Annotated in this window: 20 protein-coding genes and 1 pseudogene; 7 read left to right on the top strand and 14 right to left on the bottom strand. The window is 32.4% G+C overall.

All coding sequences use genetic code 11. The features are described from left to right. Window positions 1-68 precede the first annotated feature (68 nt). The 3 genes from BTM19_RS05095 to BTM19_RS05085 all read right to left on the bottom strand — a co-directional run bounded on the left by BTM19_RS05095 (window position 69) and on the right by BTM19_RS05085 (window position 2,846). Window positions 69-635 (bottom strand): DUF4064 domain-containing protein, encoded by a 567-nt coding sequence (locus BTM19_RS05095; protein ID WP_038679257.1) that lies wholly within the window; start codon window positions 633-635, stop codon window positions 69-71. 302 nt (window positions 636-937) lie between these two features. Next, entirely contained in the window at window positions 938-1,390 is a 453-nt protein-coding gene (locus BTM19_RS05090) for a MarR family winged helix-turn-helix transcriptional regulator (protein ID WP_029378555.1), read from the bottom strand. 22 nt (window positions 1,391-1,412) lie between these two features. Further along, a complete protein-coding gene (locus tag BTM19_RS05085) occupies window positions 1,413-2,846 on the bottom strand; it encodes a YhgE/Pip family protein (RefSeq protein ID WP_058625904.1) in 1,434 nt (477 codons plus the stop codon). A gap of 604 nt (window positions 2,847-3,450) precedes the next feature. Between BTM19_RS05085 and xylR the strand changes: the two genes are divergently transcribed. From xylR to xylE, 4 genes are all read left to right on the top strand, one after another. Next, the gene (gene xylR, locus BTM19_RS05080; RefSeq protein ID WP_029378557.1) at window positions 3,451-4,602 is read left to right on the top strand and encodes a transcriptional repressor XylR; all 1,152 of its coding nucleotides are present in this window, start codon (window positions 3,451-3,453) and stop codon (window positions 4,600-4,602) included. Window positions 4,603-4,812: 210 nt separating this feature from the next. Further along, window positions 4,813-6,135, top strand: a complete 1,323-nt coding sequence (gene xylA, locus BTM19_RS05075) for a xylose isomerase (RefSeq protein WP_029378558.1) — start codon at window positions 4,813-4,815, stop codon at window positions 6,133-6,135. Between the two features lie 5 nt (window positions 6,136-6,140). After that, window positions 6,141-7,631, top strand: a complete 1,491-nt coding sequence (gene xylB / locus BTM19_RS05070) for a xylulokinase (RefSeq protein ID WP_029378559.1) — start codon at window positions 6,141-6,143, stop codon at window positions 7,629-7,631. Window positions 7,632-7,651: 20 nt separating this feature from the next. Further along, window positions 7,652-9,100, top strand: a complete 1,449-nt coding sequence (gene xylE, locus BTM19_RS05065) for a D-xylose transporter XylE (RefSeq protein ID WP_029378560.1) — start codon at window positions 7,652-7,654, stop codon at window positions 9,098-9,100. Between the two features lie 70 nt (window positions 9,101-9,170). On the opposite strand, the gene BTM19_RS05060 is transcribed toward xylE, so the two are convergent. After that, entirely contained in the window at window positions 9,171-9,722 is a 552-nt protein-coding gene (locus BTM19_RS05060) for a phenolic acid decarboxylase (RefSeq protein ID WP_029378561.1), read from the bottom strand. A gap of 93 nt (window positions 9,723-9,815) precedes the next feature. On the opposite strand from BTM19_RS05060, the gene BTM19_RS05055 reads away from it, so the two are divergent. Then, entirely contained in the window at window positions 9,816-10,361 is a 546-nt protein-coding gene (locus BTM19_RS05055; protein ID WP_029378562.1) for a PadR family transcriptional regulator, read from the top strand. A gap of 67 nt (window positions 10,362-10,428) precedes the next feature. Here the strand turns inward: BTM19_RS05055 and BTM19_RS05050 are convergent, their stop codons facing one another. Beyond that, entirely contained in the window at window positions 10,429-11,523 is a 1,095-nt protein-coding gene (locus BTM19_RS05050) for an ABC transporter permease (protein WP_029378563.1), read from the bottom strand. Beyond that, on the bottom strand, window positions 11,520-12,248 hold the full coding sequence (locus tag BTM19_RS05045) for an ABC transporter ATP-binding protein (RefSeq protein WP_029378564.1): 729 nt from the start codon (window positions 12,246-12,248) through the stop codon (window positions 11,520-11,522). The genes BTM19_RS05050 and BTM19_RS05045 overlap by 4 nt, the downstream gene beginning before the upstream one ends. Before the next feature lie 481 nt (window positions 12,249-12,729). On the opposite strand from BTM19_RS05045, the gene BTM19_RS05040 reads away from it, so the two are divergent. Beyond that, the gene (locus BTM19_RS05040) at window positions 12,730-12,861 is read left to right on the top strand and encodes a beta-class phenol-soluble modulin (RefSeq protein ID WP_029378565.1); all 132 of its coding nucleotides are present in this window, start codon (window positions 12,730-12,732) and stop codon (window positions 12,859-12,861) included. Window positions 12,862-12,963: 102 nt separating this feature from the next. On the opposite strand, the gene BTM19_RS05035 is transcribed toward BTM19_RS05040, so the two are convergent. From BTM19_RS05035 to BTM19_RS05010, 6 genes and pseudogenes are all read right to left on the bottom strand, one after another. Beyond that, a complete protein-coding gene (locus tag BTM19_RS05035; protein WP_029378566.1) occupies window positions 12,964-14,367 on the bottom strand; it encodes a sugar porter family MFS transporter in 1,404 nt (467 codons plus the stop codon). A gap of 70 nt (window positions 14,368-14,437) precedes the next feature. Beyond that, window positions 14,438-15,858, bottom strand: a pseudogene (gene araA, locus BTM19_RS05030) (L-arabinose isomerase). 12 nt (window positions 15,859-15,870) lie between these two features. Further along, the gene (locus tag BTM19_RS05025) at window positions 15,871-16,566 is read right to left on the bottom strand and encodes an L-ribulose-5-phosphate 4-epimerase (RefSeq protein ID WP_029378568.1); all 696 of its coding nucleotides are present in this window, start codon (window positions 16,564-16,566) and stop codon (window positions 15,871-15,873) included. Further along, window positions 16,544-18,166: a xylulokinase gene (locus BTM19_RS05020; RefSeq protein ID WP_029378569.1), complete on the bottom strand. Its 1,623-nt coding sequence runs from the start codon at window positions 18,164-18,166 to the stop codon at window positions 16,544-16,546. The genes BTM19_RS05025 and BTM19_RS05020 overlap by 23 nt, the downstream gene beginning before the upstream one ends. A gap of 139 nt (window positions 18,167-18,305) precedes the next feature. Next, entirely contained in the window at window positions 18,306-19,385 is a 1,080-nt protein-coding gene (locus BTM19_RS05015) for a GntR family transcriptional regulator (RefSeq protein ID WP_029378570.1), read from the bottom strand. A 192-nt stretch (window positions 19,386-19,577) separates the two neighbouring features. Then, a complete protein-coding gene (locus tag BTM19_RS05010; RefSeq protein WP_029378571.1) occupies window positions 19,578-20,048 on the bottom strand; it encodes a peptide-methionine (S)-S-oxide reductase in 471 nt (156 codons plus the stop codon). Window positions 20,049-20,475: 427 nt separating this feature from the next. On the opposite strand from BTM19_RS05010, the gene trhO reads away from it, so the two are divergent. Beyond that, window positions 20,476-21,429, top strand: coding sequence for an oxygen-dependent tRNA uridine(34) hydroxylase TrhO (gene trhO, locus BTM19_RS05005; RefSeq protein ID WP_029378572.1), 954 nt, complete (start codon window positions 20,476-20,478; stop codon window positions 21,427-21,429). A 343-nt stretch (window positions 21,430-21,772) separates the two neighbouring features. Here the strand turns inward: trhO and BTM19_RS05000 are convergent, their stop codons facing one another. Together BTM19_RS05000 and BTM19_RS04995 are read right to left on the bottom strand one after the other, a co-directional pair. After that, on the bottom strand, window positions 21,773-22,351 hold the full coding sequence (locus tag BTM19_RS05000) for a dihydrofolate reductase family protein (RefSeq protein ID WP_029378573.1): 579 nt from the start codon (window positions 22,349-22,351) through the stop codon (window positions 21,773-21,775). 211 nt (window positions 22,352-22,562) lie between these two features. After that, window positions 22,563-23,291, bottom strand: coding sequence for a transglycosylase family protein (locus BTM19_RS04995; protein WP_099265764.1), 729 nt, complete (start codon window positions 23,289-23,291; stop codon window positions 22,563-22,565). Between the last annotated feature and the right edge of the window lie 270 nt (window positions 23,292-23,561).

Here is a 23,561-nt window from a genome sequence, read left to right as displayed (position 1 = left end):
AAAAAACACCAAGTTTCGCATACATTAAGGCGACTTGGTGTTTAAAATGATGTTATTACAATTGTAATTTAGTACTTATATTTATTCTCTTCATCTGATTTTGTATATTCATCTTTTATAGCTTCTTTTTCGTTTTCTTTTTGCTCTTCTGATAAAACAAAAGAATTATTGTGTTCATTGACTTGTGAACCATCTTTAATATATGGATTTATATCCTCATCATTGTCTTTACTATAAACAGGCGCTTTTGGCTTTCTCACTAATAACATGATACCCGCAACAATCCACAGTACAGCATTAATCCAATTACCTAATAAAGAAATCACACCTGCAATAATTAGTAAAACACCTGCTATTTTAGCTTTTTTACCAATTAAGAATGCTGCTATCAATGCAATAATTAAGATTATAATACCTATTACTAAACCTGTAGTTACAATTCCGCTTAATGAACTAAAGAATGCATTAGCATCACCATACGTAAGGCTAGACTCTTCTTGCATCATTTGATTAATAAAAGTATCTTTGATTTCATTATTTCCTAACATCGGAATTAAAATAGCCAATAATATTACAGCAATTAATTGTAGCGTAATGCCAATCCACGTTAGAACGCGTTCTATTGTTCTTTTCATAACAATGTTCCTCCTATTTATATAATTAAATTTATTAAAACAATAATCTTTACCAACATAATATAAAAAATACTTAATTACAATGTTAATTATACTAATTGCGAATATCTAAGTCCACATTATATAAATATTAACTTTTTTCAAATTATAGTTATACATCTTTTAATATTAGCTAGAAAATTTAGAGCACCAGACAGAGAATCTGCTTGCTTATAATGATTTGCTGTATTAATTTTTCGACAAGCATATTTATAAAAAAGGTCCGAAACATTTCTCCATGTCTCGAACCTTTATTTTGTAATTTATTTGTGTTCTCTAAAAGCATTATCAATATGTGTAAGTTGATCTACGAAATGATGAACTTCTTCGGCTGTAAATTTATTTCCAAGGCGATCTTTCACTGCTTCTGTCATAACAGACGTTGCTTTCTTCAAAAATGCTTCACCTTCATCACTCAATTTAATGAGTTTGATACGTTTGTTATCTGAATGTGCACGTTGCACATATCCCATCTCTTCTAATTTCGCTATACGCTTTGATGCAGCCGTTTTAAAAATGTTTTGTAAACGAGCTAATTCATTAATCGTTACCTTACCTTCTGTTTTTATAATTCTCATTGCTTCAATTTGTTCTCTTGAAAGCAAATTACTTAGCCCGGTCTCTTTAACGATATCTACAATCTCTTTATTTAAATGCAACATTACTATTTGAAATTTAATAATCGCTTCTTCAATTGTCTTATCTACATTTTCCAAATAAGCCACCTCCGAATAACACTTATTTAAACTCTATTGAGAAAGGTACTCTTTGTCTCTTGTTAAACCATAATATTACTATATATTGTAAAATAATCATTACTGCAATAATGCCAATGAGTAAGGCTACAACAAAACCAAAGTTAAAATGTCCCGCATGAGTAAAGATTGCTTCTCTGTATCCTTGTATTGCATATGACATTGGTGAGAATGGGTGGATCCATCTAAAGAATTGTGCTGATAATTCTATTGGGAACATCCCTTCACTTGAACTTAATTGTAGTATTAGTAAAACCATCGATATAAAGAGCCCAATTCTATCTAGCAACAGGCTTAAGAACGTAGTGATGGTAATTGCTGCGATGGCCCACAATAATCCTACTAAGATAAATTTGCCAATATTATCGATAGACATGTTCAGAGCAAATATCGCCCAACTACTCATTAAGAGTGCTGATATTGTACCTTGTACAAGATACAGTAATAGTTTGCCGAATACTTGTTTGATTGATGTTATCTCTTTACTTAACACTTTTCTTAAAGGATAAATTGCGCTAAATGAAACTGCGCCTACAAATAAGCTAACACTTGCCATATATGGGACGATTGTTTCACCATATTTATCTGCTTCTGTAGCATTATTTTCATTCACTTTCGTCACATTATTTAGAGCTTTTTCGTTGTCTCCTTCAAATGCAACTCCCTCTTGTTGAGAAACTGATTGGTCAATTTTTTCTTTTAATTGATTATTATTTTGTTGTAATTGAGTTAAACCATCTGTAACTTGTTGATTTCCTGAAATCAACTGTTGTGCAGGCTGTCCTACTGCAGGTTCTAGCTGTTTCAAACCATCTGTAACTTGTTGATTTCCATCAATAAGCTGAGATTCAGCGCCTGACATTTTGCCTAAAGCTTCAGAAGTATCTTGGAAGCCAGATTTTGATTTTTTAGCACTATCAAATAATTGGTCTAAATAATTAGAACGGATATTTTCTTTGATTGAGTCTGTCACTGTATTAATTGCTTTCTGAGCTGATTGACTACCAGTATAACTTGAACCTGGATTTACTTGTGTTTCTAAATTTATTTTTTTAGGGTTTTTATCTAATAATGTTGTTGCGTTACTTGATGCATCTTCAGGGATAATGATTGTTCCAACACTTTTACCTCTTTCAAGTTGGTCATATGCTTCTTTTTTAGAAACTTCTTGGAAGTCAAACTTATCATTATCTTTTAATTTGTCTACTACATCATCACCGATTGTGACTTTTTCACCATTCAACTTTGCGGTCTTGTCTTGGTTAACAATAGAAATCTTTAATTGATCTGTCTTATCATAAGGATTCCACATAGAACCAACAAATAATGCTACATATAGCAACGGGATAGCTGCGATGGCTATAAGCGCTATAATTAACATTTTGTTTCTAAAAATAAATTTAAATTCATTAAACATCTTTTCTTACCTTCCTTTTTACAATTGTACACCGTGTGTACTATTAGATTTTTGAAAACCGAAACATGCTAAAATGCTTATTCCGGAGGCGTTTATAGCTATTCAAATTTATGGGGATATATAAATTTCTAGAATAGTACACCCCTTATACATTTTTATATCATACTCGCTTCAAAAACAGTTGTCAATCAAGTTACTATATTTAAATAAATTATACTATTGTGAAATCGATAATTTATTATATCTATTTTATTTCCATTACATAACAATCAGTTCGTAAATCAATTTTGAATTTATGCTTAGCCACTTAAATTCACGTGAATATAATTATGAGAAATCGAATCATAATTATTGTTTATTCTGTAATTTTATCGACTTGCTTCATTTAGTTATTAATTTTTATGGTACATTAATTAATCTATGCTCATTCGGCATTCTACGACTATAACTTAAATTTATATTTTCTACTTTATAATATATAATTGATTATAGAATAATGTTGCTCATATCGTTTGCCAACATCTAGTACTCAAATCACACTATGTTACACTTGGTAATATTAACCGAACTTCCCCTGTCCAAATTAGATAAGAGGTAATAATAAATGGAAAATAATTTTATAGTAAATGAAAATGAGAAGCGTGTATTAAAACAAATTTTCAATAACAGTAATATTTCACGAACACAAATATCGAAGAATTTAGAACTTAATAAAGCTACTATTTCTAACATTCTGAACAACTTAAAACATAAGAGTTTAGTTAATGAAGTAGGAGAAGGCAATAGTACTAAAAGTGGTGGACGAAAGCCTATTTTACTCGAAATTAACCAAAAATATGGCTACTATATTTCTATGGATTTAACATATGATTACGTTGAATTAATGTACAACTACTTTGATGCTGCTATATTAAAGCAAGATTCCTATGAATTAAATGATAAAAATGTAAGCAGTATATTACAAATTTTAAAATCTAATATAAACGTCTCAGAAAAATATGATACGTTACATGGGTTACTTGGTATATCTATATCCATACATGGTATCGTTGACGATGAGCAAAACATAATCAATCTTCCTTTTCATAAAAATGAGAAACGTACATTTACTGATGAATTAAAGTCATTCACAAATGTTCCTGTCGTTATAGAAAATGAAGCAAATTTATCAGCGCTATATGAAAAAAGTTTATATATTAATTCAAACATAAATAATTTGATTACTTTAAGTATTCACAAGGGTATTGGCGCTGGCATCATAATAAATAAAAAACTTTATCGTGGCTCAAATGGAGAGGCTGGAGAGATAGGTAAGACATTGGTTTTGGAATCTATAAATAACAATGACAACGAATATTACAAAATTGAAGATATATGCTCTCAAGACGCTTTAATACAGAAAATAAATAATAAATTGGGCATCACACTGACGTTTACAGAACTAATCCAATATTACAACGATGGAAATTCAATTGTTGCTCATGAAATTAAACAATTTATTAATAGAATGACAGTTCTGATTCATAATTTGAATACACAATTTAACCCAGACGCTATTTATATTAACTGTCCTTTAATTAATGAATTACCAAATATTTTAAATGAAATTAAAGAGCAATTCTCCTATTTTTCTCAAGGCAGTCCATTTCAATTACATTTAACCACTAATGTAAAACAAGCTACTTTATTGGGTGGCACTTTAGCAATAATGCAAAAAACATTAAATATAAATAACATTCAAATGAATATTAAATAATTACAGCAGTCTGAGTTATAAAATAGATATCTCGGACCGTCTATTCTTCCTTATTTGAGTGGGTCAATGAGATCTTTCGAGCTAAATTGATTTCTGACCCACTCTTTTTTATTTTTTAGTAAGCGTTTACAAAAAATGAACGATGTGCTATATTACCTCTAAAGTTAGTTTGTTTATTAAATTAACCAACTAAAATGTAGGAGGAATATTATGTCTTATTTTGATATCAATAAAGTAAATTACGAAGGTCCTAAGTCAAATAACGCTTTTAGTTTTAAGTATTACAATCCTGAAGAAAAACTTGGTAATCACTCTATGTCAGAACTTTTAAGATTCAGTGTCGCTTATTGGCACACTTTTACTGCTGACCTTTCCGATCCATTCGGTGTGGGTGCTGCGGAACGTGATTGGGATTCATTAGACGAGATGGAAAAAGCAAAAGCAAGAGTAGACGCAATTTTTGAATTTATGGAAAAAACACGTATTGATTACTTTTGTTTTCACGATGTAGACATTGCTCCAGAAGGCGCGTCTTTAAAAGAATCTAATGAAAATTTAGATATCATTGTAGAACTTATTAAAGAAAAAATGGATCAAACTGGTAAGAAATTGCTTTGGAATACAACCAACAACTTTACTCACGAGCGTTTTGTTCATGGTGCAGCCACGTCTTCAAATGCTGAAGTATTTGCATATGCAGCTGCAAAAGTAAAAAAATCATTAGAAATTGCTAAAAAACTTGGTTCTGAAAACTTTGTTTTTTGGGGCGGTCGTGAAGGATATGAAAGTTTATTAAATACTAATATGAAATTAGAGTTAGATAACTTAGCTACTTTCTTTAAAATGGCAAAAAGTTACGCAGATGAAATTGGCTATACGGGTCAATTTTTAATAGAACCAAAACCTAAAGAACCTACCACACATCAATATGATACTGATGTTGCAACTGCACACGCTTTCTTACAAAAATATGATTTAGATAAAGACTTTAAATTTAATATTGAAGCTAACCACGCGACGCTGGCTGGCCACACATTCCAACATGAATTAAGATATGCACGTGATAACAATATGTTGGGTTCAGTAGATGCTAACCAAGGACATCCCCTTTTAGGATGGGATACAGATGAATTTCCAACTGATGTATACGATACTACGTTAGCAATGTACGAAATACTTAAAAATGGCGGGTTGGCTCCAGGGGGATTAAACTTTGATGCTAAACCTAGAAGAACATCATTTAAACAAGAAGATTTAATTTTAACTCACATTGCGGGTATGGATACTTTCGCATTAGGCCTACGAGTTGCTTATAAGATGATTGAAGATAATTTCTTTGAAAATATTATGGATGAAAAATACAAATCATTTAATGAAGGCATTGGTAAGAAAATAGTTGAAGGAGAGACTTCATTTAAAGAATTAGAAGATTATGCTTTCAATATTAATACAATTAATAATACCTCTGATCATTTAGAAGTTATTAAATCACAAATTAATCAATATATCTTAAATATTAATAATAAGGATTGATAAAAATGGCCTATGTAATTGGTATAGATATTGGCACGAGTGCTTTAAAAACGCTCGTAGTAAATAAAAGTGGCGACGTTGTAGAATCTTACAGCGTCTCTTATAATACGGCACACCCTAAGTCAGGATACAGCGAAATTGATCCTGAAATTTGGTATGAAGCAACCTTGGAGAGTCTAAAACATATATTAAATCATTACACTCATAATGATATATCTGGCATTAGTTTTTCTGGACAAATGCATGGTCTAGTAGTCATTGATCAAGAGGGCAATCCAATTAGACCAGCCATTTTATGGAATGATACAAGAACTTCTCAAGAAGTTGAAGACATTAAACAAAACCTAGGACTTAATTCATTATTACAATTAACACAAAACACTGTTTTAGAAGGATTCACTTTACCTAAGCTTATGTGGTTAAAGAATAATGAGCAAGACAACTACAAGCGTATCTCTAAGTTTATGTTGCCTAAAGACTACATAGTGTATAAATTGACAGGTAATGTTTACACAGAACCTTCAGACGCTGCAGGTACAATCATGTTTAGTGTAAAAGATGAAAATTGGTCCACAGAATTATTGCATCGTTTAAATATTGATCCATCCATTTGCCCAGAAATTATTGCTTCACATCAAAAAAGTGGACAATTAACTGAAAAAGTAAAGAATTCTTTAGGTATTGATTCGAACATTAATGTGTACCAAGGTGGCGCAGATAATGCTTGTGGCGCTTTAGGTTCAGGTATTACCGACGAACAAAAGCAACTCGTAAGTATCGGAACTTCAGGCGTAGCATTGTCTATTGAAAATCGTACTGATTATGAAAATGATGGAAACGTACATTACTTTAACCATTGTGTTCCAAACCAAAAATACATTATGGGTGTGACTTTATCTGCTGGGTATAGCCTCGAATGGCTTAAGCAACTTATCTCTGCTGATGAAAATTTCACTACTTTTTTAAAAGATATTAATCAATCAGAAATTGGTGCTAATGGATTAATGTACACGCCTTATTTATTAGGTGAACGTACGCCACATAACGATGCTTCAGTACGAGGTAGTTTCATCGGTTTAGATGCAAATACGACACAGCTCGATATGAAACGTGCTGTTATCGAAGGCATTACTTACTCGATTAATGAAAGTATTCAAATTATGAAAAATAATGCTATTAACATTAATGAAATTGTATCAATTGGTGGTGGTGCTAAAAATAATCAATGGCTTCAAATTCAAGCAGATATTTTCAATACAACTATTACTACACGAATAGAAGAACAAGGTCCAGCTTATGGTGCAGCTATGATAGCAGCTATGGGAGAACAATGGTTTAATACTTTCAACGAAATGAGCGAAGCATGGATAGCATACCATCAAAAAGTATATCCCATTGAAACAAACACAAAATCTTATCAAGACTTATTTAATATTTATAAAACAATTTATGACGCTACGCAGCCAGTAACTCAAAAACTTAATAAATTTAAGTGATCTATCAAGGGGATGGATATATGTCAACTTATAATAATAAAAAATTTATTTTTAAAATAGCTTTAATCGCAACGCTCGGTGGTTTATTATTCGGCTATGACACAGCAGTTATTTCTGGAGCAGAACAATCTCTACAACAATATTTGACGAAAGATTATGGCAGTTTCATTCATGGCATCACTGTGTCTAGTGCGCTAATCGGCTGTATTATTGGCGGTCTATTGTCTTCAAGTTTTTCAAGTCGCTTAGGTAGAAAAAAATCATTACAAGTAGCTGCCATCTTATTTATCGTTTCTGCAATTTTGTCAGGATGTCCTGAATTTTTATTTTTCAATTCAACTGAACCAAACCTTGGTCTACTCATAGCATTTAATCTTTACCGTATTATTGGCGGTATCGGCGTAGGATTAGCTTCTGCAATTTCTCCTATGTACATTAGTGAAATAGCCCCTTCGTCAATTAGAGGTAAACTCGTTTCATGGAATCAATTTGCCATTATATTCGGTATGTTAGTAGTGTATTTTGTCAATTATGGTATTACATATGGCCAACCCCAAAGTTGGATTCAAGATATTGGATGGCGTTATATGTTTATTACTGAAGCGATTCCCGCAATAGCATTTTTCTTTTTATTATTTTTAGTACCTGAAACACCTAGGTTCTTATCATTAAGTAATAAAAATACAGAAGCCCTCTCGGTGCTTAATAGAATTTATTCTTCTAAGAATCATGCTCAAAATGTACTAAATGACATTTTAGCTACTAAAAATAAGTTAACAGATGTGAAAGCGCCACTTTTCAGTTTTGGTAAGACTGTTATTATAGTAGGTATTTTATTATCTGTTTTCCAACAATTTATTGGAATCAATGTTGCTTTATATTACGCACCTCGTATTTTTGAAAATTTAGGTTCAGGTAGCAACACATCTATGATACAAACCGTTGTCATGGGATTAGTAAACGTGATCTTCACAATCATCGCTATATTATATGTAGACAAATTTGGACGAAAACCTTTACTAATAATTGGATCAACTGGTATGGCAATCGGCATGATTGGTATGAGTGTCTTAGCTGCAAACGGTGCATTTGGTGTTATAACTTTAATATTTTTAGTCCTATATACTGCTTCATTTATGATGAGTTGGGGACCTATTATTTGGGTATTATTATCAGAAATCTTCCCTAATAGAATTAGAAGTAGTGCTATGGCAATAGCTGTGGCAGTACAATGGTTAGCTAACTTTACGATCACATCTACTTATCCAACTATGATGGATGTTAGCGGCGCCATGACTTATGGTTTTTATGCACTGATGAGTATTTTATCAGGACTATTCGTTTGGAAATTCATTCCTGAAACCAAAGGGAAAACACTTGAAGAACTAGAGAATGTTTGGAAAAAAGAAGACGTGACATCTATTTCAAATAAAGAGGAAAAAGTTCAAAGTAATTCTCATTCGATATAGTAACCATTAAGGTACTTTCACATATAATAAATGGTCAACGCTCTATGAAGGTTGACCATTTTCTATAAACTTATTTAATTAACGAATTACTATTTGTATGTTGATAATTTTCATCAAAAAACTTACCGCTTCTAATATCTTCTAAAATACCTTCATATGGCGCGACATTAACAACCGTTTCATTATTTTGTCCTGCGTTACCAATATATGAAATCTTCGCAAATTCAGGTACGACTAATTTAGGATAAGTATCATATTTTTCACGAGATGCTTCCATTAAATCAATGTGATCATTTTGGTAAGTCACTGTTATTTCTGGATGCTCTTCAACCCATTTAGGGAAGAAAATTGTACCGTGCATAATCTGATCATTAGGTAAAAAGTCTAATGCTACATCTGTACCTGTTGGTTCAGTCCAAGTTATTTTAAAAACTCCCTCAGTTAGTTTCACGATATTCGCTTCTTGATCTCTAACCCATCTACCAGCTACCATACCGCCATGTATACGATAATCAATCGTGTTCTCATTTTTCACATACATTTCATATTCCCAACCATTATCATAAGTGTAAATAAGATGTGTACCTAAAAAATCTTCTAATGTTTCAAAATTATTAGTCATAAAAAAAGCTCCTTCCAAACATGTAATTAATTACATGTTTTTGATTACATATAAATGCTATACTTTATTCGATAAAACGTCAAGGAGGATGTTATGGCACAAAAAAACATATTACAATATGTATTACTAGGCCTTTTAAAAAATGAACGTATGTCTGGTTATGATATAAAGAAAGCTTTTGAACGTGATATTGGTGAATTTTGGCAAGCAAATCACAGTCAAATTTATCCTGAATTAAAAAAATTGCATGGTCGTCTTTTAATTGATAAAACGATTGAAATAACAGGAGAAAAGTTAGAAAAAAAGATATATGCTATTACAGACACAGGACGACAATTACTGAATGAATGGTTAGTGTCCCCAACACCTGAGTTGTCAGTTCACAAAAATGAATTCAATTTAAAATTGTATTTTATTAATGATAGAAATGATCCTATATTACCAGTAATGTTTGACGAGCAAATTCATTTACACGAATTAAAGTTAGAACATTTAAAAGAAAGACGTACGGCATTATTTAGTAATGAAGCATCTCAAGAACAACATTTTGGGCATTATCTTGTATTAGATTATGCTATTGAAAGAGAAACACATAATATCAATTGGCTAAAATCTTGTCACCAAAATTTCAAAGATTAAAAAAGCGCCTTTCTAAACAGTAATACTGTTAAGAAAGGCGCTTTTAGTTTTTTAAGTTAATACAAAATCAAACTTTTCTATAACGTTTAAGCCCAATAATATTTAAAATAGTAAACACGATAATAAAGACAAATAATATACAAATATCGAACCAAATATATTCAAGCCCTTGTCCTTTTATCATAATGTGTGTCAATGCATCACCTGCATATCTTAAAGGAAATAGATAACCTATAAAACTTACCCAATTAGCAATATTCTCTAAAGGAATAATACCTGAGAAAAAAATTTGAGGAATTGCTACAATAGGTATAAACTGAATCATTTGGAACTCAGAATTAGCAAAAGTTGAAACAAATATTCCCATAGACAATGCGGCCAATGCGATTAAAATATTAACTAACAATACCCACCAAATACTACCCGCAAGTTCTATGTTTAAGATAATAATCGCATAAAACACGATGAGTAACGTTTGCAATATAGCAAATAAACCATAACCTGCTAAATAGCCAAACACAATATCACTTCTTTTAATCGACGTTGCTAACAAACGTTCAAGTGTACCGCTAGTACGCTCTCTAAGTAATCCGATACCAGATATTAAAAATACGAAGAGGAAAACAAAGAAACCAATTAAAATTGGGAACATTTTATCAAAGTACGTACTATCTGAATTACCATATAGATAATGATTATCCAACTCTAAATTCTCTGAGGATTGCTTATTGCCTTGCTGCATATTATCTGGAATTTTTTCTACAATTTTCATCATATCTTGCATTTTATTTTTCTGCAGTGCACTAGCAAGTAACTGTTTCGTAGCATCAGTTTTACTAGGGTCTTCATTAGCATATGTTACTTCTATTTTAGACCCATCTTTCGTAATATAACTATCTAGCTCTGAATCTACCATCGTATTTTTTACAGAATCTGATGAATCAACCTTCTCTATATCCACTTTATCTGAAGGTAATTCATTTACAATTTTGTTAGGCACATGGTCAGTAATACCAATTTTTAAATTTGTCTCTGAATTTGTATCAAAAACGAAATATAGCAATGTTAATACTAAAATCGGTGCGAACAACATTAAAGCCAATGTTCTTTTATCTCTCAATAATTCCTTGGCAACTCTTATAAAAACGGCTTTAAATCTCATGATTGCGCCTCCGTTTCAGCCTTTATAAACACTTCTTCTATAGAATTTACACCGAATTTCTCTTTCAGTTCTTTTGGTGTTCCCATAGTGAATAAACGGCCTTCCATAATTAACCCAATGTAATCACAGCGTTCGGCTTCTCCCATGACGTGTGTTGTCACAATTACTGACTTATTTTCCTCTGTTAGTAGGTTAAGTTGTTTCCATATATCTTTTCTAAGGCTCGGATCAATGCCCACTGTTGGCTCATCTAATATAATTAAATTAGGATTTGACAGTAATGTAATCGCTAAAGACAATCTGCGCTTCATACCACCTGAAAATGTATTCACAATTTGATGTAATTCATTCTCTAAATTAACTAGCTTCATATTCTTATCAATCGCTTGTTTTAGCTTATCACCGTCTAAACCCATCAAATTACCGAAGAACACTAAATTTTCTCGAGCAGTTAACGATTCATATAGCGCGTCAATTTGCCCCATATAACCAATTTCATTAAGAATTTTACGGTTGGGTATACTAGTATCGAATATTTGAGCATGACCTTCATCCAATTTCTCCATACCCATAAGGCACTTAATCGTTGTCGTTTTACCCGAACCACTTGGACCAATTACCCCTAAAATTTTCCCAAATGGTAATTCAATATTAATATGATCTAAAACTTTCTTTTTACCATAATATTTTGTCGCACTTGTTAGTTTAGCTGCAACTTCAGACATGCCCTTCCCCCTTATTAAACACACTGTCAATTATCATTCATAATGCGATTATATACCTATAAAATATAAAAACAAACAAACCTTAGCGTTACTGAAGACATTTAAAAATATGTCTAATAATATTAAGAAGTGAAATGAATAAAAAGAGATAATGAACAATTTTGCTAAAATGATCTCATTACCCTAATCCTATTTTTTCTTCGCTTCATTAAAATCACTCTGATCCATAATTAATTCAGCTTCATAACTTACCATCATGCCACAATTCTAATAAAAGCGTTATACAACATTAAAAATTTACAAAGAATTAAAATTTACACACTATACTTACAATTCCTATAAAAAAACTATTATTACACTTAGGCATAAAAAATGTTTAGTTAGGCATTTTTGTACAATTAATTAATAAAACAAGTTATATTGTATTTAACAAATTAAAGCAAATGTTTTAATTTTAAATTCAAAAAAAGGAGTGTTTCACATGGCAGAAATCGTAGAAGCAATTGGTAAAGCAGTAAGCGCAGGTTTATCACATGACTGGGCTACAATGGGCGTAAGCATCGCAGAGGTTTTAGGTAAAGGTGTAGACTTCGTTTTAGGTTTCTTTAAATAAACATATGCATTAAAAAGGCCTTTTCTAGAAACCCTTCTTAATTGAAGCGTTTCATAGAAAAGGTCTTTTTTTGATCTACCACATTGTTTTCTACTTAAATTATTATATATTTTTCACTTGTGCATTAACCTTATTCGAATTGTGTGACTCTCCAATTGCTTCAATCTCTTCAAGTGTACGACCTCTTGATTCTGGAACAAATTTTTTCACAAATAATACACCGAGTATACAAATAACACCAAAGATTGCAAAAACAATTTGTTGTGAGAAGTAAGCTGTCATAATTGGGAACAAAAGACCAACTAAGAAAGAACCAATCCAGTTCAATGATGACGCACTACCCGAAGCAAAACCTCTAATTGCTAACGGGAATATTTCACCAACAATAACCCATGTAAGTGGTGCCCATGTAAAGGAATAAAAGGCAACATAAATACTTAAAAAGATTACTATCAATATCGGATTCGCATTTGGTAAAAACATATGAATAATAGCAGGCAATATAAACGATAAGCCCATTACTGTACCACCTAGCATAAGCAATGTTCTTCTGTTAAATTTATCGGCTATCCAAATAAAGAGTAATGACCCTAATACAAGTATTACACCTTGAATAATAGGCCACATAAGCGCATCACTCGCAGAATTTCCAGTAGCTTGTTCTACAATTAATGGAATATAATAAAATATTGCGTTCGCCCCTTGAAACTGTTGAAATGCTGCTACACCTAATCCCGCAACTACTAAGTATTTATATTTACCATTAAATAATGTGGCTAATGATTGATTATTTTTCACGTTATTTTCTTTTTGAATTGTTTTTTTAATTTCTTCAAATTCTTCATCGACTTTACGATTATTTCTAAGATTACTTAATACCATTTTAGCTTCTTTAAACCGATTATTTTTAATTAAGAACCTTGGAGATTCTGGTAACCTTAAGACACCTAAGAATAAAATTAGTGCAGGAACAGCCGCAATACCCAACATTAATCTCCAACCAATCTCTATAGGTAGCCCTCTTAAATAATAATCAACAATATAAGATAATAGCATTCCTGATACGATCATAGTTTGATTCATACCTGATAATTGGCCACGATATTTCGCTGGCGCCATTTCAGACATATAAGCAGGCACTAATGCTGAAGCTGCACCTACTGCCAAACCAAGTATAACTCTAGATATAATCAAAAAGTAATTACCCTCATGGGGCGCAATCCCTGACAAGATTGAACCAATAACGAAAATAATTGCTGAAATTAATATCATTTTTCTTCTACCTAGCTTGTCCGACAGTTTACCAGCTAAAATACCTCCAAATATAGCCCCCAACATAACTGAAGATGTAATTAAACCTATAATAAATCCACTTTCGATACCCCAGTTTTCTCTTAAAAATGGTAGCGCTCCAGTCATAACCCCTATATCATAACCGAATAATATACCACCGAATGCTCCAAAGAAATAGATAAAACGATTTGAAACCTTACTGTTAACTTTCATCCCATTCACCCTCTTTTTAATGAAAAACTTAACCACATATGCATCAATTCACGACAAACGTTTTTGACAATCAATTAATTAGCGTGTATTCCGCGTCAAACATTTTCAACAATATTTCTATTTGTAATCGTGTTAATTTCAGAGAAAGTACCGTGTGATGTCCGCCGCCTTCTTCTATCCAATGTTTAACGCCTTTTTCTAATGATGGTTTCACTTCCCATAGCACTCTAGCTACCGGCAAATGAGGAGCAGGTTCATCAAGTCTTTTAGCTTCTATTTCATTAATAATAAATTTATAATGTGTCCCTAAATCAAGCATAGTTACGACAACACCCTCACCCGATTTACCATCAAACACTAACCTTGCTGGGTCATTTTTATCACCTATGCCTAGTGGATTCACAACAATTTTCGGTTTTGTTTCGGCAAGTGTCGGATCGACCTCTAACATATGTGATCCTAAAATATGTGAATGGCTGCTTCTTAAATCATACGTATAATCTTCCATAAATCCTGTTGATTCATTTTCTGCAGCAATTTTCAACAAACGGTCTAATGCTGCTGTCTTCCAGTCCCCTTCGCCGGCAAATCCATATCCTTGTTCATTTAATCTTTGTACTGCTAAACCTGGTAATTGTTGCATACCGTGTAGATCTTCAAAGTTTGAAGTGAAAGCAGTATAACCACCGGCATCCAAGAATTGTTTGATTGCGATTTCGTACTTAATTTGTTCTTTAACTGAACTATTAAATTCTTCTTCACTATAATTTCTATAATCAAATTCGTATAAATTTTCGTATGTTTTAAATAATTCATCTATGTTTTCATCAGAAACTTGATTAATGTATTCGACTAAATCACCGATACCATAGTAATCAACAGTCCAGCCATATTGAATTTGTGCTTCTATCTTATCTCCTTCTGTTACTGCCACATTACGCATATTGTCACCAAATCTAGCTACTTTTAAATTAAAACTTTCACTATAAGCATTGGCTATAAGCATCCAATCTCTTAATTGCTGTTGCACATTTGCGTCTTTCCAATGACCAAATATAACTTCATTATTTTTATTCAAGCGGCGATTAATATAACCATATTCTCTATCCCCATGTGCCGATTGATGTAGATTCATATAATCCATATCGATGTTTTCCCAAGAAATATCTTCGTTGTATTGTGTCGCTAAATGTAATAGTGGTTTTTGTAGTAATTTAGTACCTCTTATCCACATTTTTGCTGGTGAAAATGTATGCATCCAAGTAATAACACCTAAAATATCATCACGATAATTAGCTTCTTTCATAATTTCAGTAATGATATCTGCTGAGACTGCAATTTAGGCTGTAATTCAATCTCAAAAGGTAATATGTCGCTTTTATTCAACCCGTCAGCTATATTTTGAGCATTTTGTTTAACTTGATCTAATGCCTGTTCACCATATAGTGCTTGTGATCCAACTACAAACCAGAATTTCTTTATATTTGTCATTTTGTTTCCCCCTTATTGTTGGCCATAGTAGGCGTTCTTTCCGTGTTTTCTTTCAAAGTGCTTGTCGAGTATTGCTTTAGGTAATGTTTCAGCAAATGGATTTAACTGACGTGTAAATATATTCATTTTGCATATTTCTTCTAAAACAACTGCATTCATGACGGCCTTGTCACAACTTTCTCCCCATATAAACGGTGCATGTCCATGTAGTAAAACAGCAGGTACTTCATGTGGGTTTATCCCTTTTTCATCAAATGTTTCAACGATGACATTCCCTGTTTCATACTCATAATCCTTGTTTATTTCTTCTGTTGTTAAAAATCTTGCGCATGGAATATCCCCATAGAATGTATCCGCGTGTGTGGTACCCATCGCAGGAACTGACAGTCCAGATTGTGCCCAAGTAGTCGCCCAAGGTGAATGTGTATGCACTACACTTCCAATGTCGTCGAATTTTTTATATAGCACTGCATGTGTTGGCATATCTGAAGATGGTTTCAAATCCCCCTCAACAATTTCACAGTCTAAATTACAAACCACCATATCCTCAGGCCTCATTTCATCATAATCCACACCACTTGGTTTAATAACAAATAGCTGTGATTCTGAATCAAACGCACTGACATTACCCCATGTATACTTAATTAAGCCTCTATTAGGTAATTCTAAATTCGCTTTATATACTTCAGATTTTAACGCTTCGAGCATTCGTATCCCCTCCTAAATATTTAGATGCCGATTGTTCAATCGATAATCCATTTTTCATTTTTTCTACATAGTTATTAAAATTAACAACTTCTTGTTCTATTGGTTTTAATGTACTTTCTTTAGTGTTTATAAATACAGACTCATTAAGGAATACATCTAACGGTGCTTCAGTATCTAATGCGACATAATATGCTAAAACACTAATGCCCCATGCACCACCTTCACTTGCCGTTTCCATAACCGTTATAGGTTGTTCAAGTGCAGAAGCTAGCACTTGTTGAGCGATTTCTTCTGTTTTAAATATCCCACCATGAGCAATTAACTTATCTATGTCGATAGATTCATTTTCCTTTAGTAAATCCATACCAATTTTTAAAGTACTAAAGGCACTAAATAAATGCATTTTCATAAAATTTGCTAAATTGAACTGATAATTAGGTTCTCGTATAAATAACGGATAGCCAGTTTCTACATCTGTGATATTCTCTCCAGAGACATAATTATATGAAAGTAAACCACCTATGTTATCATCACTACTTAATGAATGCTTGAAAATATGTCCGTACAAATCATCAGATGAAAAATCAACGCCCATGACACTTAACACTTCACCAAATAAATTCATCCAATCATTAATATCTGAAGTACAATTATTAGTATGAATCATGGCTACTTCGCTGCCATCAGGAGTTGTCACAACATCAATCTCGGGGTACATGTCTTTTAAAGCATTTGATAGTACAACCATGGCAAACGCACTTGTGCCAGCGGATATATTACCTGTATTCTGAGCAACTGTATTTGTTGCAACCATACCTGTACCAGCGTCACCTTCTGGGGGACACATCAAAATGCCTGCTTCAAGATTGCCGGAAGAATCTAGTAATGTCGCCCCGTCTTCTGTGAGCAGTCCCCCATTTTCACCAGCTAATTTAATTTCAGGTAATATCTTTTCAACTGAATTTTCAAAATGCTCTGTTTTAAAAATATGATTTGCTTCCTCTAGCAAATCTTTTCTATAACTTTTTGTATCAACGTCTATAGGAAACATACCTGAAGCATCACCTATACCTAAAACCTTTTCGCCAGTTAAGTACCAATGTACATATCCAGCTAATGTAGTTAAATAAGTTATTCGATTTATATGGGGTTCCTTATCCAATATAGCCTGATACAAATGTGCAATACTCCAGCGTTCAGGTATGTTAAATTGAAATGCTTCGCTAAGTAACTTTGCCGCTTCAGCTGTGTTGCCATTTCTCCAAGTCCTAAATGGTACGAGCAAGTCTTCGTTTTTATCAAATGCTAAATAGCCGTGCATCATACCACTCACCCCAATGGATCTCACTTTTCTTAGGGTTAAATCATATTTTTCTTTGATTTCTACTGTCATTGCGCTATAACTTTTCTGCAAACCAACCCAAATATCATTAATAGAATATGTCCAATATCCATCGATGAATTGGTTCTCCCATTCAAAATTCCCTGTAGCTACAGTGTTTAAATCCTGATCTATAGCTACAGTTTTAATTCTCGTGGAGCCTAGTTCAATTCCTATTGAAATATCTTCACTCTTTAAATTCCTATTCAAATCATACATATTTTAACGCCCCTTTGAAAACTGTCAAATATACCTTATATCATTTGTCCGTACATGTCAATTGTTAATATATTTTGTCCGTACATGTCAGATAATAAAAAAGACTCAAACCAACATAATAATTAGTTTGAGTCAGTATTTATATTTTTTTCACTGAATTACGCTCTATAATATATGTATCTATGAGTTGTGATGTTTGTTGTTTATCTGTATCTATTGCACTAATCATCCACTCAGCCGCTCTACTACCTAGTAATTCTTGAGGATGGGAAGTTGTAGTTAAATCCATCTCACTCAACTTACTTAACACTGAATTGTCTTGTCCTACAACCGATAAGTCATTCGGTATTTGCATATTTCTTTTTTTTAATTCTTGCATGACTTCATATGCAATAGCATCGTTATAGCAAACCAAACCAGTAATGTTAATCTTTTTATTACAAATATGTTCTACAATTTGTTCGATTACTTGTGGTTTACTTTCAGTATCAAAGGTATAAATATGTTCACCTTTAAACAGAATATGATTACTTTCAAAGGCATTAAAATAACCCTTCATCCTTAGTTTACCTTGGTTGTCATCAATTTTCGTAATCAGCGCAATATGCTCATGCCCATGATCAATCAAATACTTAGTCGCTAAGTAACCTGACTTCACATCATCAATAGCTGTATACGGTAAATTCAATTCATCATATTTTGCATTTATCATTAAAATCGGAATATCACGTTGTTTGAACAGTGAATAATAAGATAGATTTGGATTATAAACATTACTTTTAGTAGGTTCTATAATTAATCCTGTCACACCTTGGTTTAACATCATTTCTAAGCATTTACGTTCTTCTTCATGATTATTATTCGTACTTGCTAGTATCAAGGAATAGCCATTTTTTCTTAACACGTTTTCTATACCTCTAATGATACTTGGAAAAATATAATCCGATAAATATGTCACGATAACACCTATTTTTTTAGTTTCATGCGTTTGGCGCGCGTTCAAATAACTATAGCTAACATAAGAACCTGAACCCTTTTTCTTTTTTATAAATCCCTCTTGAACAAGTACATCCATCGCCTGTCTTATCGTATAGCGACTCACATTATATCTATCCTGAAATTGTTTTTCTGTTGGTAACAACATGCCGACTTGATATGTTTTATTTATTATTTTTTCCTTTATTTCATTCGCTACAATTTGATATTTGGGCTTATTCATAATTGAAAATCTCCTAATCGCACCAATATTTAGTAATAACGTATATTATAGCATACGTCTAATTTATTCTCTGAATCATTCGCTATAAAAAATTATAATTGTGCAACTTTTTTATATAGATAGATTAAATAAACTCCACATGCAGTAATATTGCCACTTAAGTCACTAAAAGTGATCTTGATAACTACTCAATTATTTATATTTTTCAACAAGCTTTTTAGGTATATGACAATAATCATTTGGAAATTTGGATAATCGGTCTTGATGCTCTCTCGCACTTTTAACATAATTTGTTAAAGGTAACACTTCCGTTGCAATAAGGTGATGATTTTCATATAAATCTATAAAAGATTGAGCTTCTTTCAAATGTTCAGGGTTTTCACTATATAAACCAGTTCTATATTTCAAACCAATATCTTCCCCTTGTTGATTTACACTGTATGGATCAATAATTTCAAATAAATACCCCATCAACTTTGTTATTGTCACCTTTTTAGGATCAAAGTCTGTCTTAACAACTTCCACATAACCATCATATTCGCCCTCTAAAGTATTCGAAATACCATTAGCTCTGCCCGCCTCAGTATTAATCACACCAGGAAGTGTTTTGACGAAGGCTTGCACACCCCATAAACACCCGCCTGCTAAATAAACTGTTTCCATTATTATCACTCCTATTGCTTCTTATATTTAATAAAGTATAGTAATTCCCGCAGGATATCTCAATAACTTCTATTTATAGTAAACTCATCTTTTACGAAAAATGAAATTAATTCATATTAGGCAATTTAAAAATAGTAGTAGCAGAGTAAATAATTTCTACCAATATTTGTATTTAACATATTTCCCATCGAATAATTATATCGCTCTATTAATCGTTTAATTAAAATATTGAATTTAGCCAAATTTATAAATTGAATATTATCCCTTTTTTGTTACAATGTAATAAGGAGAATTTTGTGCTTTTATCCAAAGTATAAACTGTTCTTATATTAAATATAACGTGATGTATACTTTTTACGCGAACCACTATAACCCAACATTAATATAAATGAATAACTATAAAAATCAATTAGAGGAGAATAGAATTATGGATTACAGAGTATTATTATATTATAACTATACAACTATTGAAGACCCCGAAACTTTTGCCACAGAACATTTAGACTTTTGTAAAGAATTAGATCTTAAAGGTCGTATTTTAGTATCGACAGAAGGCATTAATGGTACAGTCTCTGGTACGATTGAAGCTACCGATAAATATATGGCTGCATTAAAAGCTGATGAAAGATTTCAAGATATCACTTTTAAAGTTGATGAAGCTGAAGGACATGCTTTCAAGAAAATGCACGTTCGCCCAAGAAAAGAAATCGTAGCTTTAGACCTTGAAGACGACGTAAATCCTAGAGAATTAACTGGTAACTACTTATCTCCAAAAGAATTTAGAGAAGCATTACTAGACGACGATACAATCGTTATCGATGCGAGAAACGATTATGAATATGACCTTGGTCATTTCCGTGGCGCAGTTCGTCCTGATATTACAAGATTCAGAGATTTACCTGACTGGATAAAAGAAAACAAAGATCAATTTATGGATAAAAAAATTGTAACTTACTGTACTGGCGGTATACGTTGCGAAAAATTCTCAGGTTATTTATTAAAAGAAGGCTTCGAAAATGTGAGTCAACTTGAAGGTGGCATAGCTACTTACGGTAAAGATCCAGAAACAAAAGGTGAATTCTGGGACGGTAAAATGTATGTTTTTGATGAACGTATCAGCGTAGAAGTGAACCATGTAGATAAGACAGTTGTAGGTAAAGAGTGGTTTGATGGTACGCCTTGTGAACGTTATATCAACTGTAGTAATCCTGAGTGTAATAAACAAATTCTAGTATCAGAAGAAAATGAAGCACGTTATTTAGGTGCTTGCTCTCACGAATGTGCAGCTCATGAAAATAATCGCTACGTTAAAAAACATGACATTAGTGAAGAAGAAAAAGCTAATCGCTTAGAAAATTTCAAAGAACTAGTAAATCAATAAACTGTGTTAAGCACATATTAAATATCGATTGAACTGACAGACTAACTATAAATGTACTTCAACTTAATCGATGTTTCTAAAAGTATATTTAGAGCTGGGACATACAAATGTCTCAGCTTTTTTCTGTTATAAATTAATTATTCCATCATTATTTCTTCAATCTATTTAAAACGGGTATATAATATGTATTCAATTAAAAATGGAAGATGAAGCTATGACTCACCAAAAAATTGTGCCACATTTATGGTTTGATACCGAAGCAGAAAAAGCTTTCACAACGATTGATGTTAAAGTACTGTTCAAAAAATAGAGGTCGGTAACTTAGCCAACCTCTACTTTCTGTTTACTCTTTATTTTTTTGATAAATAAGTCCTAAAGCACCCGATTCAAACGTTTGGCTATCAATTAATTTTAAATCTACTTGTTCGTGTATATTTTGAAATAATGGCAACCCTTTACCAATCAGTATAGGCGAAACAGTAATTTTATATTCATCCACTACATCTAATTGCATCAAATAATGTGCGAACCGAGGGCTTCCCAATACTACAATATCTTTACCTTCTTGTTGCTTCATAAGAATGATTTCATCTTTAACATTCTTTTTAACTAATCGTGAATTATGCCAATCGACACTATTCAAAGCTTTTGAAAATATAACTTTTTCAACATTTTCAATCCATTTCGCGTGGTTAAGTTCATGCTCAGAAGCATTTTCATTTGATGGTACTGTTGGCCAATAATCATACATCATTTCATATGTTTTGCGGCCCCAAACAATTGTGTCTGCCGTTTGTAACACTTCATTAGCAAAACCTTCTAATTCATGATTATAAGTAATCCATCCAATATCCATAGCGCCTTGAGGGCCTTCAACAAAACCATCCAAAGAACTGTGCAAAAACACTACAAGTTTTCTCATAATAATTACCCCTATCTAAATGCTACAAATTTATTTTTCGCTTACAAATTTCATTAAAAGTTACGAGTCGTATTATTTTATGTATACCCATATTTAAATCGATAATTTATTGAGTTTAAAGAAAATAAAAAATAACGGCTGAGACATTTGTGTGCCCCAACCGTTATCTTATAATTAAAGTTTATGCTATTTTTGATACTGAATATCTATATTATGCAGTTACCCATTGTGAAGGGCCAACTTCATCATATAATTTTTGAGCTGCAGCGTCTTGTACTGCTTCTGGTGCATTACCAGCTGGTTGACCTTGATATTGAGCTGGTGCTACTGAATCCCATGTACTTTGTAAGAATTGGAACTTACCTGAAGCACCTGATGATGGGTTTGTAGCATGAATATCGCCACCTGATTCACGTTGTGCAATTTGTTGTAAGTGTGCATTTACACCTGATGAACCTTCTGAAGCTTCACTTGAGCTTGATTCATTTGAAGTAGCTGAAGATTGAGTAGCTGTTTCTTGTTGTGGTTGTTGAGCTGACTCTTGTTGTGGTGCACTTTGTTGAGTTGATTGTTGTGCTTGTGAAGATTGTTCACTTGGAGCTTGTTCTGTTTGTGCTCCTTGTTCACTTTGTTGTCCACTATTATCTGTATTTTGTGCTGATGAGCTAGTTGAACCTTCTCCTGATCCTTCACCATAGCTCCAGCTAAAGTTTTCGCCATCTGAAGTAAAGTTGTAGTTTACTCCGTCTTGATTAAAGCTATAGTTATATGAACCATCATGTAATGCTGATTCATTTAATTGTTCTGGGTTATTTTGAGCTTGTTGTGCTAAATTTGCTTGATCAATATTTTGTTCTGATGCATCCGCTGAATTTCCTGCTGCTAATCCTGTTACACCTAATCCTACTGCTAATGTTGATGCAATTACTGTTTTTTTCATTATTAATAATCCTCCTAAGAGATAATTTCTATATTTTTGATTTAAAAATTAGATTGCAATTCCAACAATCGAAAATGTTTACTTTTTACAACTAATTTGTAATTACTACTATAACACCCATAAAAAGCGTGTAGGTTACAGCCAAGTTAAAAAAACAATCGATTTTTTACGTCCTCATTACGTTAAAAAGTACGATAAACATACGTATATGACTACTTAAAAACTTTCACAAAGGCAAAAGTGTATTTATACACTTTTTTGGTTATGTAA

This window comes from Staphylococcus xylosus, from assembly GCF_002732165.1.
Taxonomy (GTDB): Bacteria; Bacillota; Bacilli; order Staphylococcales; family Staphylococcaceae; genus Staphylococcus; species Staphylococcus xylosus.
Note: the sequence above shows the minus strand (reverse complement) of the source record. Positions and strands in the feature narration are given on the sequence as shown.